Source organism: Kitasatospora sp. NPDC018058 (assembly GCF_044327205.1).
Lineage (GTDB): Bacteria > Actinomycetota > Actinomycetes > Streptomycetales > Streptomycetaceae > Kitasatospora.
On the sequence record NZ_JBIRFA010000002.1, the window covers coordinates 424,226 to 439,105 of the forward strand.

Here is a 14,880-nt window from a genome sequence, read left to right on the forward strand (position 1 = left end):
AGGGCCGGTCACCCCGATCGGGGTGACCGGCCCTGTGCCGTGCTCAGCCCGCGGCGGCGACGCCCGCCTCGCCCATCGCGCCGATCCGCCCGAGCAGGTCGACGATCCGGGACTGGACGTCCTCGCTGTTCGAGCGCTCGGCGAGGAACAGCACCGTCTCGCCGGTGCGCAGCCGGGGCAGTTCGCGCGGGTCGAGGTCCACCGAGGTGTAGACCACCAGTGGGGTGCGGTGCAGCCGGTCGTTGGCGCGCAGCCAGTCCAGCAGGCCGACCCGGCGGCGGCGGATCCGGAACAGGTCCATCACCACCAGGTTGGGCTGCACGCTGGCGGCCCGGGCGACCGCGTCGTTCTCGTCCGTCGCGTGCTCGACGTGCATGCCGCGCCGCTCCAGACTGCTGATCATGGCGGCGGCGATGTCCGGATCGCCCTCGACCAGCAGGACGCGCGGGGCGTGGTGCTCGCCGTCGCGCGGCGCGAGGGCACGCAGCAGCACGGCCGGGTCGGCGCCGTAGGCGGCGTCCCGGGTGGCCTGGCCGAGACCGGCGGTGACCAGCACCGGGACCCGGTTGTTGAGCGCTGCGGTGCGCAGCGACTGCAGCGCGGTGCGGGTGATCGGGCCGGTCAGCGGGTCGACGAAGAGGGCTGCGGGGAAGCCGGCGACCTGGGCGTCCACCTCCTCGCGGGAGCGGACGATCACCGGCTGGTAGCCGCGGGCCTGGAGGGCCTGGTTGGTGGCCGGATCGGGCTCGGGCCAGACCAGCAGGCGACGGGCATGGGCCAGCTCGCCGACCGCGGCCTGCGGCTGCTCGGCCGGGGACGGTCCGTCGGCGGGCGGCAGCTCGGCCAGCGGGCGCGGCGCGGTCCGCGCCTCGGCCGGTACGGGCGGCTGCGGCGGTACGGCGGGCACCGGCGGGGTGCCGAGCGGGCGCGGCGGGGCGAGCTCGGCGAGACCGCTGCCGACCGGGCGCGGGGCGCTCTGCTCCTCGGCGGCGGGCAGCGCGGGCCGGGCGGGCGCCAGCGCGGTGCCGGGGCCCGGAGCACCTGGGGAGTCCGGTCCGGCCGGCGCGTCCGGCCCGGGGCCGGGCGGCACCGAGAGCCGACGACGGCGGCCGGTCGGCGCGGCGGCCGGTTCGGGCAAGGCGGGCGCCGGACCGGCCGGCAGGGCGTGCTCCAGGCCTGGGTACACCGGGGCCTCGGGCAGCCCGGGCAGCGCGAAGCCGCCCGAGGAGTCCTCGGCGGAGGGCAGGGCGCGCCGCCGGCGCGGCTTGGCCTCGCCGCCGTCCTCGGCGGGCGCGTCGGCGGGCTGAGCGGAGGCGTCGGAGGGCGCGGGGCCGAGCGCGAGCGGCTCCCGGCCGCCGGGCCGGTTCTGCTGCGGGCGCCCGCCCTCGACGGGCACGGCGTAGGCGGGGCCGGAGCGGCCGTCGTCCTTGCCCCAGGGGTCGCTCTGCGCCCCGTCCGGGCCGGCCAGGCCCTGGCGGCCGTACGCGGGGTCGTTGCCGGTGCCGTTCCACTGCTCGGGGACGGCCCGTTCGACCCGGGCGGGGGCGTTCGGCCACTGGTCGGACTGGACGGCCGGGGCGGTGGTGGCCGCGGGGGCCTGCTCCCCGGCGGCGGGCTTGCCGCGGCGGCCGCGCCGCTCGGCCGGGGGCTCCTCGGCGGGAGCCTGCTCGGGCTTCGGGGCCTTGCCGCCGGGCTGCTCGGATGCGGTGGCGGCCTCGGCCGGCTCGCCGCTGGTGGGCAGTTGCGGGATGCCCGGCAGCTCGGGCAGGACGGCGCTGTCGCTCTCCTTGGGCCGGTCCGAGCGGCCCTCGGCGGCCGCGCGCTCGGCGGCGGCCTTCGCGGCGGCCGGGTCCAGCGGCAGCTCGACCACGTACGTCGTCCCGGCCTTGCCGGGCAGCTCGTGGGGCTGGAGCACGCCACCGTGGCGCTCGACCACCGTGCGGGCTATCGGCAGGTGGACGGGGCTGCCGCCGATGCCGGGGCCGCGGATCTCGACCCGGGCGACCTCGCCGCGCTGGGCGGCGGCCAGCACCACGGTCGGCGGTTCGGCGGGCGTGGGCGGCGCGGGCGGGTTGCCCAGCCCGGGGACGGACAGTCCGGGGACGCCGAGGCCGGGAGAGGTGCCGGTGGGGGCGTCCAGCGAGAGGCCGACGCCGCTGACGTCGGCGACCAGGTGTGCGAGCGCCTGGGCGAGCCGCCGCTCGTCGGCGATCACCTCGACCGCGGCTGCGTGCACCGAGAAGCGCACCCGGCCGGGGCCGACCAGGGCGCCGGCCTCCTCGACGGCCCGGCGGACCACCTTGTCCAGGGCGACCGGCACCTGCTTGGCGGGCTTGCGCCCGACCTTGCCGTCCTTGTCACCCTCGCTGTTCTTGCCCCCCGCCGGGCCGCTCTCGCCGGCCTCGGAGCGCTGGTGTTCGAGCACGCCGTCGATCAGCTTCCCGAACCGGCGGCACTCCTCGGCGAGTCGGCGCAGAGTCCAGTTGGCCTCCGGCCAGAGCTGCCCGGCCGGGTCGGCGGCGAGCGCGTCCAGCCGCTGGTTGAGCGCGGTCAGCGCGCTGCCGAGCTCGCTCTCCAGGACGGCGGTGAGGTGCTCGTTGCGGGCGATCAGGGCGAGCTCGCGGCTGCGGTCGGTGAAGGTCATCACCGCGCCGACCAGTTGGTCGCCGTCCCGGACCGGGGCGGTGGTGAGGTCGACGGTGACCGGACGGCCGTCCTTGCGCCAGAGCACGGTGCCGCGCACCCGGTGCTTGCGCCCGGAGGTCAGGGTGTCCAGCAGCGCGGACTCCTCCAGCGCCAGCGGGGTGCCGTCGGCCCGGGAGTGCTGGATCAGCGGGTGCAGCTCGCGCCCGCCCAGCTCGCTCGCCCGGTACTCCAGGATGTGCGCGGCGGCCGGGTTGACCAGCACGCAGCGGCCTTCGAGGTCCACGCCGAGCACGCCCTCGGCGGCGGCCCGCAGGATCATCTCGGTCTGCTTGTGCTGACGGCGCAGCTCGGCCTCGACGCCGAGCCGGCCGGACAGGTCGCGGACCAGCAGCAGGAGCAGGTCGGATGAGGACGGCGGGCGCGAGCCCTCGCCGTACGGGTCGTACGGCGCGAGCGGGGAGCGCGAGTAGCCGTCGTCGTCGGCGAAGTCGTTGCCGGAGACCTCGACCGGGAAGGTGGTGCCGTCGGTGCGGTGGGCGGTCATCCGGACCGGGCGGTCCAGGGTGTCGCCGTCGCGGGTGGCCGGGCGCATCGAACCGGGGATCCGGCTGGGGTCGAACTCGGGCAGGAGCCCCAGTACGCCCATGCCGACCAGTGAGGTGCCCGGCGCCTGCAGCGCCTGGACGGCCGCGCTGTTGGCGTCCACGACGGTGCCGTTGCTGTTCACCAGCAACAACGCGTCGGGCAGGGCGTCGAGTATGGCGGCGAGGCGAGCAGCGCCTCGGATCGGCCTGCTGCTCACGTCGACAGGTCTCCTCGGCTCAGGGCAGCTCCTCCGGAATCGGCAGTATCTCATTCTTCTTTGCGGCGGGGACGACCCGCCTAGTAACGTGGGCGGTGGTTGGTGCCGAGCCCCCGGGTTGTGGCATCATCACTGACACACGGAACGGGTCCGCTCGCGCGGGCATGGTCCATGTGGGGAGGCTTCGCCTAGTCCGGTCTATGGCGCCGCACTGCTAATGCGGTTTCGGGGTTATTCCTGATCGAGGGTTCAAATCCCTCAGCCTCCGCAGCCGGGAGCCCCGTCGACGATCTTGTCGGCGGGGCTCTTCGCATGTCCGGGGCGTGATCATCGGCCGGCCCGGAGGGGTCGGATCAATCGATTTCGTCCTACGTCGCAGGTCATGTAATGTTGTCCACGCAACGCCCCGGGGGCCAACGTTCACCGGGGCGAGCGCTCATAGCTCAACGGATAGAGCACTTGACTACGGATCAAGAGGTTGCAGGTTCGAATCCTGCTGAGCGCACCACAATCCGCAAGATCGGGTTCGCCCGTTCCTTGCGCTCATAGCTCAACGGATAGAGCACTTGACTACGGATCAAGAGGTTGCAGGTTCGAATCCTGCTGAGCGCACCATCGAGAAGCCCCCGGCCACCGGCCGGGGGCTTCTTCGTTCACGGCGCCGGTCACTCCAGCTCGGTCCGGTTGATCCACGGCACGTCCCGGTGGTCCAGGAACCAGTCGGAGCTGGTCAGCGGCCGGTTCCGGTTGAAGGTCGCCGGCGTCGGGTCGTGCTTGACCAGCCAGGGGTCGGCGCCCAGGGCGAGCAACAGTTCGGTGAGCTCGGCGACCAGCTCCGGCGGGCCGCTGAGGTGGACCTCCCAGTCGGTGAAGTCGCCGTGCCCGAGCAGCGTCTCCCGCAGCAGCGCGGTGGCCCCCGGCGGGCCCGCGGGGTGGTCCGGGGCGGCCGTCAGCACCCGCAGCCGGGGATTGCGGGCGAGCAGCCGTCGTACCGTGTCCAGGTCGTACTGCCCGGCCGCCGACCGGGCCGCCAGCAGCACGGTGGCCGGCCGCTCCGGCTGTTCGGCGGTGAGCTGCTCCAGCAGCGCCTTGGTCTGCCCCCAGCCGCTGCCCCCGGCCACCAGCAGCAGCGGCCGGTCCGAGGCGGGGGCGAGCACCGCGTCGCCGAGCGGCGGCCCGAGCCGTAGCAGCTCGCCGGGCATCACGTCCTCCACCAGGACGGGGCTCAGCAGCCCGCCGGGCACCCGCCGTACGTGCACTTCCAGGCTGCCGTCCGGGCGCGGCGCGTTGGCCAGCGAGTACGGCCGCCAGACCCGGGGCGTCCGGGGGCTGCTGAGCGTGACGTACTGGCCGGCGGTGAAGGGGTACGGGCGCATCGGGGCGAGGGTGAGCACGACCAGGTCGGCCGCGGCCCGGCGGCGGGAGGCGACCTCGACCTCCCACCAGACCGGGTGGTGCTCCGGGAGGTCGGTGGCGGCCCCGGTCATCACCTGGGCGATCACGGTGTAGGCCTCGGTCCAGGCCTTCTCGGTCTCCGGTGTCCAGGAATGGCCGGAACACTGCCGCAGCGCGGCGATCAGGCTGGCCCCGACGGCCGGGTAGTGCTCGGGCGCGGCCTGGAACTTGCGGTGGTCGCGCCCGAGCGCCCGCAGGTACTCGGTGAGCCGTTCGGGCTCGTCCAGCCGCAGCACGATCCGGGTGAGCGCGGCGAACAGCCGGTCCCGCTGTTCGTGCAGCTGGGCCGGGAAGAGCGAGCGCAGTCCGGGGTTGTGGCTGAACAGGTGGGCGTAGAAGAAGGTGGTGAGGTGGTCGGCGCGGCGCTCGACCACGGCGAAGCTGGCGCGGATGACCGCGGGGTCGAAGGGCACCGCGCCGCTCCCCTGTTAGGCCGACCGGGTTTCGGTGAGCGCCGTGCCCATGGTGTCGCCGACCACCGCGTAGACGGCGGTCCAGGCGGCCTCGGTCTCCTCGGTCCACTCGTCCCCGGCGTAGTGGGCCAGGGTGGCGAGCAGGCTCGCGCCGACGGCCGGGAAGTGCTCCGCCAGCGCGCCGTACCCGGCGTGCCGCGAGCCCAGGTCGCGGAGCAGCCCGAGCACGGTGTCGGTGTCCTCCAGGTGGGTGACGAGCGCGCCGAGCGCGGCGAACAGCCGGTCCTGCTGCTCGTCCAGGTGCTCGGCGAAGAGGCCGCGGACACCGGGAGCGTGCTCGAACAGATGCCGGTAGAAGTATTCGGCGACGGCCGGGCCGTGCGGTTCGACGACCGCGAAACTGCGCTTGACGAGTACGGGGTCCATAGTCACGGGGCCCGACTCTACTGAGCGGGTGGGTAATTCGAACAGAGTTCCCCGATGAATGGTCAGGTACCGGACGTCTGCGTCCACCGGACCGGCCGGGATCTTCCATTCCGCTCGTTCGGACGGGTTAGTCCGTTCGGGTGGGATCCAGTGCCGCCTCATGGCTGAAAGCAGCCGTTTCGGGTGCATCCCGTCCTGCCGCCCGGATAACCGCCAAACGGGTGGGACACAGCCGAAAGCGCAGGTGTCGCAGTATGGCTGGTCCGGGGTCGTGATTCCGTTTTGTCGGATCTTGTGCCCGGACTGCCCGCCACCCGGCAGCCGACCGTGAAGGAGAGCCGGATGAGCCGACAGTTCCCCCGCACAGCTGCCGCCCTGGCCGTTCTCGCGGCCGGGCTGCTGACCGGTTTGAACGCCCCGCTCTCGGTGGCCCGGCAGTTCCCCGATGCCTGGTCGGGCGAGCACCGGGCGGTCCTGCCGTCCGGGCTCTCCGTCCAGTTCGATTTCTCGGCCTCGCCCGGTGTGAGCGTCACCGCCGAGCCGGGACAATTGGCCGACCGTTCCGGAGGGGGGTATTCCGCCACGGTGTACGCGGACGGAATGCGCCCGGGGAGCCCGGCGCAGACCTTCAGCCTCACCCAGGACCGTCCGCAGACGGACGGTTCCTGGCGCACCGTCGGAACCCTCCGGCTGAGTTTCTCCCGACCGGTCCGCAATCCCCGGCTGCACCTCAGCGGGCTGGCCGCGGTCGCCACCGGGAGAACCGGCACCGCCACCACCGCGGCCCGGCTGACCCTCACCGGCGGCTCGCCCGCCGCCCCCACCCTGGTCGGCCGCACCGACTGGCCCGGCTGGACGGTCGACGCCGGCTCCCTCGCCCCGAGCGGCGCCGACGGGGCCTCCGACGGCGCGGCCGGCTCCGCCGCCGAGGGCACCCTGGAGCTCACCGGGACCGTCCGCAGCGCGGTGTTCCGGGTCGAGCAGCGCTCCACCGCCCGGGCCGGGAGCGCCACCGCCCCGCCCGTGCTGCGCCAGGCCCACACCGTCACCGTGGACGAGGACCTCGGCACCGCGCCGCAGGCCTACGGCAACGCCTCGCACGTGGTCTCCGACCTCTTCCTCGGCGCCGACGCGGCCACCCCGTCCCGGCGCGCCCGCGGTCGGACCGCCACCACCGCGACGGACGGGGAGCCGATGGTCCGGCTCGACCACGGGGAGGCCCGGCGCGCCAACCCCTTCGCCAGCCCGTACGCCAGCCCGCCGCCGCCCGAACTGCAGCCCGGGCGCGACGAGTACCAGGGCGCCGACCCGTCGATCACCTTCCCCACCGAGGCCGCGATCGGCCACTACTACCGGGTCACCGTCCCGGTCGCGGTGAGCGACCAGCCCGCGACCCTGGCCGGCTGGATCGACTTCGACCACAGCGGCCGGTTCGACCCCGCCGGCCGGGTGCAGACCGAGATCCCGGCGGGTGCCGATACCGCGACCCTGGAGTGGACCGTCCCCTCCGGCGCCGCCTCGGGCGAGACCTGGGCCCGGCTGCGGATCGGCCGCGACACCGGCCAACTCCTCGCCTCGGGCGGCTTCGCCGACTCCGGGCAGGTTTCCGACCAGCGGATCAAACTGACCGTCGGCGCCGCGCGGCCCGAGATCGCCGCACCGGTCGACGGCACCGTGCTGGCCGGCGCCCGCCCGGAGATCCGCGGCGAGGGCGCGGTGACCGGGGCCTCGGTGGAGATCCAGGACGGCGTCGGCGGGCGGGCCGAGCCGGGCTCCAACGTGCTGGTCACGGCGCGGGCGGGGGCTGCGGGGGCGGGAGAGCGCACGGTGCTGTGCGGGGCGGCCGTGGCACTGGACGGGAGTTGGACCTGCACCGCCAACCGGGATCTGACGGACGGGGAGCAGCGGCTGACCCTCACGACGACCGACCTGGCGGGGAAGGGGACTTCGGCGGACCCGGTGCGGGTGCGGGTCGCCGCTGCGGTGCCGGGCCCGGTGGCGACGGATGCCGCGGCGCCGGGTCCGACGGCCGCGAGCTCGGCCGCTGCGAGCCCTGCGGCGCCGGGCCCGACGGTGTCGGCTCCGGCCGGGCCCGGATCCGCAACGCCCGGTCCGGTGGCGTCCGTTGTGCCGAGCCCGAGTGTGACGGTGCCGTCGTCGCCGAGACCCACGGCCACCGTCACGGCCACGTCCGCACCCGCGTCCGCGCCCCCCTCCGTGCTTGCAGCGGCGGGTGCCACCGGGTCGCCGAGCCCGACCCCCGCGACCCCGGCAACCCCCTCGGCCCGCCCGACGGCCCCGGCCATACCCGCCGTCTCCGCCCCGCCGACCCGGAGCGCATCCCCGCCCGGCGGCCGCCTGTCCGCGTCGGCCGCTGACCAGGGCGGATCGGAGGCGGACCGGCCCAGTGCCCGGCCGCTGCCCGTGCCGCCCGCCGAGACGGAGTCGGCCGAGGCGGTGCGGGGTCTCGCCGGTCAGCCCCGGGAAGCCCGCTGGCCCGGCGCGCTTGCCGGGGTGCTGCTGGTGCTCACCGGATTCGGGCTGATCACCCGCCTGGTGTTCGACCGTGGACCCGGTGCCCGACGGCGCTGACCTGTGCCGAACCGTCCCGACCATCCGCTTGCGCGCTCGGCTCTCCCCCAGCCTCCGGCCGGGGGTACCCCCACCGCTCGCCAGGGGCATTCGCCCACACGCACCTTTCGATGACTCGCTCACTCCGCTCACTCATGTGTCTGCGCGTCAGGTCCGGCTTTGGATGACTCATCAGTAAATGTCGACACACCTCAGCTCAAATGTCGCATTTGATGACGTATGAACTTAGCTTGACTCCCGGCACTGCCCGTCAGATCCGGGCCGCCCGTTGCGCGACACACCGACCCAGAGGATCCGTGCATGGACGTCACCCGCGACTCTTCGCAGCGACCCGACAGCCTGCCCGAGGCGCTCCTTCCAGCTCTGCCGGAACGTTCCGCCTTCGATGCCAGCCCGCTGACCGAGGTCTCGACCGTGAAGGCGGCCAAGGCCGCCAAGCCGGCCGACAGCGGCCCGGCGACCGCGCCGCTGGCCGTCGTCCCCGGCCAGTCCCCCGCCAGCCCCGTCGACCTGCGGGACCCGCTGGAGACGGCCGCTCCGGTGACCGTCGAACTCCCCGTCGTCGGCGCTTCCGCCACCGTCGGCGCTTCCGCCACCGTCGGCGCTTCCGCCACCGTCGGCGCTTCCGCCACCGTCGGCTCGCGCCGCCCCCCGCGCGCCGACCAGGCGCTGCGTGAGCACACCGCCACCGCGCTGCCGGGTTGGGCCGCCCTGCTGGTGGTGCTGCTGAGCCTGGCCGGTGTGGGGTACGTGCTGCTGTGCACCGGTGTCATCCCGCACTGGGAAGCGCTGCCCGAACTGCGCGGCGCCGCCGCGCAGGAGAGCGGCCGGGCCGAGGTGGACGCCTGGGCGGTCGCCGCGGTCAGCGCGGCCGGTCTGCTGGTGGTGCTCACGCTGGCCGGTCTGCTGGCGAACGCGGGCGGCGAGACCCGGGTGCTGACCCGCTGGGGCCGCTACCGGGGCACGGTGCGCAGGACCGGGCTGGTCTGGGTCAACCCGCTGCTGCGCCGTCGCCGGGTGGACGTGCGGCTGCGGCACTGGCGCAGCGAGCCGGTCAAGGTGGTCGACCGCACCGGCACCCCGATCGTGGTCCGGCTGCTGGTCGTCTGGCGGGTCAAGGACACCGCGCGGGCGGTGCTGGCGATCGAGGACCACGAGAGCTACCTGCGCGAGCAGGTCCAGGCGGTTCTCACCCGCACCGCGTCCACCCTGCCGTGCGACAGCAACGCGGCGCCCGGGCCCGCGCTGCGCGACGGGCAGTGGTTCGCCGACGAGATGACCCGTGCGCTGGCGGCCGAGGCCGCCCCGGCCGGCCTGGAGGTCTACTCGGTGCAGCCGCTGGCGCTGGACTACGCGCCCGAGGTCGTCGAGTCGATGCGCCGCCGCCGGCTCGCCGACCTGGACGCGGGCCTGCGGACCATGCTGGTCGACGACGCCGTGGAGGCCGCGGCGCTGGCCGTCCGCCGACTGGAGCGGGCGACCGCGCACGAACTGGACGAGGCCGCCCGCAGCGCGCTGATGGAGCAGCTGCTGGTCGCCTTCGTCGCCCCGGCCGGAGTGGCCGCCTCGGTACCGCACCCGGCCGCCCGGGCCGGGCGGAAGGAAGGACGACCCGCATGAGGATAGCCACCGGCGCGTACGCCGACCCCGGCATCGGCCCCGACGCAGACTCCGGTCTGATCGGCTTCGAGGAGCGCCTCGGCAGCATCCCCGCGATGGCGGGGTGCGGCTGCCCGAACTGCGCGGCCCGGCCGCGCACAGCGCGCGGTGCGGCGGCGCGCGGTAGCAGCCGAATAACCGGTAGCGGCCGAATAAACCGCGCCGTGCGAACTACCTGTCTGGCCGCCACCGTGCTGGCGGGCGCCGGCGTGGTCGGCCTGACGGCCGGTGCCGGGTCCGCGCACGCCGCGGCCGCCCGGCAGGGCTGGGACGGTTCGAGGTACTGGTTCAAGAACAGCAGCGGTGAGTGGCGCTGGACCAGCCACTACGACGTCTACGTCAGCCGCACCGGGCAGTCCGGCGGAGGTTCGGCCCCGGCTCCCGACCAGGGCGGCAGCCGTCCGTCCTCGGACGCCACGTCGTCCGCCGGGAGCACAGAGGCGGCGGTCGACTACGCGCTCGCCCAGCTGGGCAAGCCGTACGTCTGGGGCGGCGACGGGCCGTCCGGCTACGACTGCTCCGGGCTGGTCCAGCAGGCCTACCGGCGCAGCGGGATAAGCCTGCCGCGGGTGGCCGACGACCAGTACGCGGCGACCACGTCGATCGGCGCGGGGCAGCTGCGCCGCGGTGACCTGGTGTTCTGGTCGGACAGCGGCCGGGCCTCGGGGATCCACCACGTGGGGATCTATCTGGGCGGCGGCCGGTTCGTGGAGGCGCCCCGGCCGGGCAAGACCGTGCGGATATCGACGCTCACCTCGGGCTACTACCCGACCCACTTCGGGCGGCCGTAGCACCGGAAGACGACATCGGGCCCGCGACAGCGCTCCGCCGTCGGGGCCCGGTCGTGTGCTCACTCGGAGGCGGCGTCCAGCAGGGCGGTCTGCTCCGGGGTGAGCCTCAGCGCGGTGGCGGCCAGCAGCGGCGTCAGCTGGTCGACGGTGCGGGCGCTGGCGATCGGGGCGGCGACCGTCGGGCGGGCGGCGAGCCAGGCCAGGGCGACGGCGGCCGGCGTGACGTCGTGCTCGGCGGCGACCGAGTCCAGCGCCTCCAGCACCTTGGGGCCGCGCGGCTCGGCCAGGTAGCGGGCGGCGCCCTCGGCGCGGGCGCTGTCCACCTCCGGGCCGCCGGGGCGGTACTTGCCGGTCAGGAAGCCGGAGGCGAGGGCGTAGTACGGCACGGTGGCGAGGCCGTGCTCGGCGACCACGTCGGCCAGCGGGCCCTCGAATGTTCCACGGGAAACCAGGTTGTAGTGCGGCTGGACCGCGACGTACTCGGCCAGGCCCTCGCGCTCGGCGAAGGCCAGCGCCTCGGCCAGCCGCTCGGCGGAGATGTTGGAGGCGGCGACCGCGCGGACCTTGCCCTCGCGGACCAGTCCGTCCAGCGCGGTGACGAACTCCTCGACCGGGGTGTCGTCGTCCCGGTGGGTGTAGTAGAGGTCGATCGACTCCACGCCCAGGCGGCGTAGCGAGGCCTCGGCGGAGGCCTTGATGTTGGCCGCGCCCAGGCCCTTCGCCTCGGGGTGCATGCCGACCTTGGTGGCGATCACGATGTCCTCGCGGTTGCCGCGGCTGCGCAGCCAGTCGCCGAGGACGGTCTCGGACTCGCCGCCGGTGTTGCCCGGGGCCCAGGCGGAGTAGACGTCGGCGGTGTCGACGAAGTTGCCGCCGGCGGCCGCGTAGGCGTCCAGCACGGCGAAGGACTGCTGTTCGTCGGCCGTCCAACCGAAGACGTTGCCGCCGAGGGACAGCGGGTAGACGGACAGGTCGGAGTTGCCGAGGCGGACCCGGCTGGGATTTCCGGTCATGTCCGCAGTCAACCCGATTGTGTGGGAACGCATTCCGGGAGTCGCGAACCGTTCACACACCCGTCGCAGGTCGGGGCGGTTCGTCCGTCGGGGGATGGGTCCGGGGTGTGCCTGAGGTGGGCTGATTCGTTAGAGTCCGTGCCATGGCTGACAACGACTACGACCCCGCCGGTAGCACCCAGATGTTCCGGGCGTTCGTCGACGAGACCCCGGCGCCTCAGGCACCGGGCTCCGTCTCCACCTACGGCAACAGCAGCAACGGCAGTCGCACCGGCGTGATCGCGCTGGTCGCCGTCGTCGCCCTGGCCGTCCTGGGCGCGGTCATCTGGCTCGCGGCCAAGTGACCCTCACGCGGGTGACCCCGGTCAGGGTCACCCGCGTGACAGGTGGCACCGGCGGCAGGGCCCGTCCTCGAACTCCCGCCTGCGGGGCGACGCCGGGGCACTAGCAGGGCTTGCGCCAGGCGTTGAGGTCGAGTTTCTTCTGCATCGAGCTGAAGCCCAGCGACTTGGCCTTGGCGCAGAACTGGTCCGTGTCGAGCTTGTACTCGACGTGGAACACCGCCTTGCCCGCCTTGACGAAGGGGGAGACCCGGTCGCACTCGTCGAACTGCGAGCACTCCTCGTTGACCGCGAAGTCGAAGTCCGGCAGCAGCGCGGGGATCTGGTCCAGGTCGTTCTTCAGGCCGATGGCCAGGCCGCGCTCGTGCGCGAGCTGGGCCAGCATCCGGTTGTACGCGAGCTGGTCATCGGGGGTCAGCGGGAAGCCGCTGTTCTGGTTGTAGGCCTCGATGGTGTCCGGCTCGATGGCGTCGAAGCCCTTGCTCTTGCACATGTCGAAGCGGGCGGCCATCAGCGGCTTCAGCTGGTCGAGCTTGCGGATGTCGAACCACTTCTCGCCCTTCCAGCCGGTGTCCGAGCCCTGCAGGGCCTTGGCGAAGGCGTTGGAGTCGGGGCGGAAGTCCTCCCAGGAGCCGGCGTTGATGTAGCAGATCACCTTGCGGCCCTTGGCGTGCAGTGCGGCCACCACCGAGGAGTCGTTCTCGAAGCCGTCGATGTCGTAGACCGGGACGTCCACCGACTGGTCCACGGTGCCGCCGAGCTGCCACTGCCAGGCGAGGCCCGGGGTGGGTTGCCAGCGGGCGCCGGCCGAGGGCGGGGCGGTCGCGCCGGGCGGCGTGCTGCCGCCCGGTGGGGTGGCGGGAGCGGTGGTGCCGCTCGGCGTGCCCGGGGTGGCGGGCGCGGTGCTGGTGGTGCCCGGGGCGGACGGGGTGCCGGGGGTGCTGGGCGCGGTGGCCGCGGGCGAGTTGCTCGGGCTGCCGTCGGCCGAGTCCTGGTCGTCCTCCGAGCCCGAGCTGCTGCACGAGGTGACCAGCAAGGCGGTGACGGTGGCGAGGGCCAGGGCGGCCGGTAGTAGCCGGGTACGGCGGTTCACGGTAGTCGGACTCCGGATCAGGTCAGGTCAGTTCAGCGGCGGTCAGACCGTACGGCAGGGTGCACCAGGGGTTCTCGCCGGCGCCCGGGACGGCGCAGCCGACGCCGGCGCGCCGGGCGGTGATCAGTGCGGAGGCGTCCTGGGCGGCGTCGGCCGGGACGTCGTAGACCAGGTGGCAGAAGCGGGAGGCCGCGTGGCGGCCGGTCCACAGCGGCAGCGTCATGGCGCGGTAGGTGTCCCAGTCGCCCTCGAAGGTGACCAGCAGGTCGGCCAGGCCGACCTCGGCGTAGCCCGGGTCCGGGTGCTCGCCGTGGCCGAACACCACGGTGCCGCAGCCGGCTGCCCGGGCGGCCGTGGCCAGCCGCCGGTAGTGGGCCAACGCGCCCGGGTGGGTGGCGACTTGGTCGAGGTACACGCCGGTGATGCCATGGCGCTGGCGGTACGTCAGGATGTCGGCCACCACGGCCGCGTGCGGTCTGCGGCCGTAGTCGGTGTCGGCGTAGCCGACCAACGGCAGGCCGGCCGCGCGGAGTTCGTCGGCGGCCTCGGCGAAGACGTCGTCCGGGACCTCGCCCGGACCGTCCGCGAGGTTGAGCACCACGGCGGCGATCCGGGCGGGGTCGGCGGCGGCGACCGCCCGCCAGGCCGCCGGGTCCACCGCGGGGTGGACGTACAGCGGCACCAGCAGGCGGCCGTCGGGGGTGGTCCCGGTGGTCATGCGACCACCGGGGTCGGGGTGGGCTCGGCGGTGCTGAGCCACAGGTCGCGCAGGGTGTCGGCGAGGTCCGTCTCCGGGTGCCAGCCGAGCTCCCGGGCGGCGGCCGACACGTCGGCCTGCTGCCAGGAGACCGCGGCCGAGCGTTCGGAGCCGGCCCCGCTCTCGTCGATCCGGCCGGTGAAGCCGGCCGCCGCGACCAGGCCGTCGGCGATCGCCCGGACCTGACGGGCCCGCCCGGAGGCGAGGTTGAGCACCCGGGGGAGCGGGCCGTCGGCGGTGACCGCCAGGCCGACCGCCGTGGCGATGTCCCGGGCGTCCACGAAGTCGCGATAGGCGGAGAGGTCCCCGACCGTGATCACACCGTCGGTGCCCTCGGGTGCTACCCGGCGCAGCTCGTCGGCCAGCCGGCCGGGCAGCGAGCCCGCCGGGGCACCCGGGCCGACCGGGTTGAACACCCGCAGCACCACCGCGTCCAGCGGCGAGCCGGCCACCGCGAGGGAGCCGGCCAGCTTGGTCGCGCCGTACACACCGACCGGGCGGGCGTCGGCCTGCTCGGAGAGCGAGTCGCCCTCGGCGCAGACGCCGTACTCGCCGGCCGAACCGATGTGCACCAGACGGGACTCGGGGGCGCCGAGCTGCAGCGCCTCGCAGAGCACCGCCGGGCCGCGGGCGTTCACCTCGGCGAGTTTGACCGCGCTGCCGGCCACCGCGCCGGCGAAGTTGACCACCACGTCGGGGGCCAGCGCGGCCAGTTCCTCGCCGAGCGGGCCGGCCTGGGCGGTGCCCAGGTCCAGCCGGAGGTCGTGAGCGGGCCGCCGGCCCGCGGTCAGCACGGTGGCCCCGGGCAGTGACCGCAGGACGGCGGAGGCGTGACGGCCGAGGAAGCCGTCGCCGCCGAGCAGCAGTATCCTCACGCGGCCCGTCCGTCGCT

General features: G+C 74.5%; 11 protein-coding genes and 3 tRNA genes. 7 read left to right on the forward strand and 7 right to left on the reverse strand.

What is annotated here, in order from left to right; genetic code table 11:
- Positions 1–43: 43 nt before the first annotated feature.
- A complete protein-coding gene (locus ACH4E7_RS04515) occupies positions 44–3,448 on the reverse strand; it encodes a PAS domain-containing protein (RefSeq protein ID WP_396247499.1) in 3,405 nt (1,134 codons plus the stop codon).
- A gap of 177 nt (positions 3,449–3,625) precedes the next feature.
- Between ACH4E7_RS04515 and ACH4E7_RS04520 the strand changes: the two genes are divergently transcribed.
- The 3 genes from ACH4E7_RS04520 (at position 3,626) to ACH4E7_RS04530 (ending at position 4,063) form a co-directional block, all read left to right on the forward strand.
- Positions 3,626–3,716: transfer RNA gene (locus ACH4E7_RS04520), tRNA-Ser, on the forward strand.
- Between the two features lie 164 nt (positions 3,717–3,880).
- Positions 3,881–3,956, forward strand: a tRNA-Arg gene (locus ACH4E7_RS04525).
- A gap of 31 nt (positions 3,957–3,987) precedes the next feature.
- A tRNA-Arg gene (locus tag ACH4E7_RS04530) sits at positions 3,988–4,063 on the forward strand.
- A 50-nt stretch (positions 4,064–4,113) separates the two neighbouring features.
- Here ACH4E7_RS04530 and ACH4E7_RS04535 read toward each other — a convergent pair.
- Complete coding sequence (locus tag ACH4E7_RS04535) at positions 4,114–5,316, reverse strand: globin domain-containing protein (protein WP_396247500.1); 1,203 nt, start codon at positions 5,314–5,316, stop codon at positions 4,114–4,116.
- A gap of 15 nt (positions 5,317–5,331) precedes the next feature.
- Entirely contained in the window at positions 5,332–5,742 is a 411-nt protein-coding gene (locus tag ACH4E7_RS04540) for a globin domain-containing protein (RefSeq protein ID WP_396247575.1), read from the reverse strand.
- 342 nt (positions 5,743–6,084) lie between these two features.
- Between ACH4E7_RS04540 and ACH4E7_RS04545 the strand changes: the two genes are divergently transcribed.
- The 3 genes from ACH4E7_RS04545 (at position 6,085) to ACH4E7_RS04555 (ending at position 10,784) form a co-directional block, all read left to right on the forward strand.
- On the forward strand, positions 6,085–8,334 hold the full coding sequence (locus tag ACH4E7_RS04545; protein ID WP_396247501.1) for a GEVED domain-containing protein: 2,250 nt from the start codon (positions 6,085–6,087) through the stop codon (positions 8,332–8,334).
- Positions 8,335–8,634: 300 nt separating this feature from the next.
- Positions 8,635–9,954: an SPFH domain-containing protein gene (locus tag ACH4E7_RS04550; RefSeq protein WP_396247502.1), complete on the forward strand. Its 1,320-nt coding sequence runs from the start codon at positions 8,635–8,637 to the stop codon at positions 9,952–9,954.
- Complete coding sequence (locus tag ACH4E7_RS04555) at positions 9,951–10,784, forward strand: C40 family peptidase (RefSeq protein ID WP_396247503.1); 834 nt, start codon at positions 9,951–9,953, stop codon at positions 10,782–10,784. The genes ACH4E7_RS04550 and ACH4E7_RS04555 overlap by 4 nt, the downstream gene beginning before the upstream one ends.
- A 59-nt stretch (positions 10,785–10,843) precedes the next feature.
- On the opposite strand, the gene ACH4E7_RS04560 is transcribed toward ACH4E7_RS04555, so the two are convergent.
- Positions 10,844–11,797: an aldo/keto reductase gene (locus ACH4E7_RS04560; RefSeq protein WP_396247504.1), complete on the reverse strand. Its 954-nt coding sequence runs from the start codon at positions 11,795–11,797 to the stop codon at positions 10,844–10,846.
- Between the two features lie 143 nt (positions 11,798–11,940).
- Between ACH4E7_RS04560 and ACH4E7_RS04565 the strand changes: the two genes are divergently transcribed.
- A complete protein-coding gene (locus ACH4E7_RS04565; RefSeq protein WP_396247505.1) occupies positions 11,941–12,141 on the forward strand; it encodes a hypothetical protein in 201 nt (66 codons plus the stop codon).
- 100 nt (positions 12,142–12,241) lie between these two features.
- On the opposite strand, the gene ACH4E7_RS04570 is transcribed toward ACH4E7_RS04565, so the two are convergent.
- The 3 genes from ACH4E7_RS04570 to ACH4E7_RS04580 are packed head-to-tail and all read right to left on the reverse strand — an operon-like array spanning position 12,242 to position 14,863.
- A complete protein-coding gene (locus ACH4E7_RS04570; RefSeq protein ID WP_396247506.1) occupies positions 12,242–13,231 on the reverse strand; it encodes an endo alpha-1,4 polygalactosaminidase in 990 nt (329 codons plus the stop codon).
- Positions 13,232–13,253: 22 nt separating this feature from the next.
- A complete protein-coding gene (locus ACH4E7_RS04575; RefSeq protein WP_396247507.1) occupies positions 13,254–13,949 on the reverse strand; it encodes a spherulation-specific family 4 protein in 696 nt (231 codons plus the stop codon).
- The gene (locus ACH4E7_RS04580) at positions 13,946–14,863 is read right to left on the reverse strand and encodes an NAD-dependent epimerase/dehydratase family protein (RefSeq protein WP_396247508.1); all 918 of its coding nucleotides are present in this window, start codon (positions 14,861–14,863) and stop codon (positions 13,946–13,948) included. Before ACH4E7_RS04580 ends, ACH4E7_RS04575 begins: the two co-directional genes overlap by 4 nt.
- Positions 14,864–14,880: the final 17 nt, after the last annotated feature.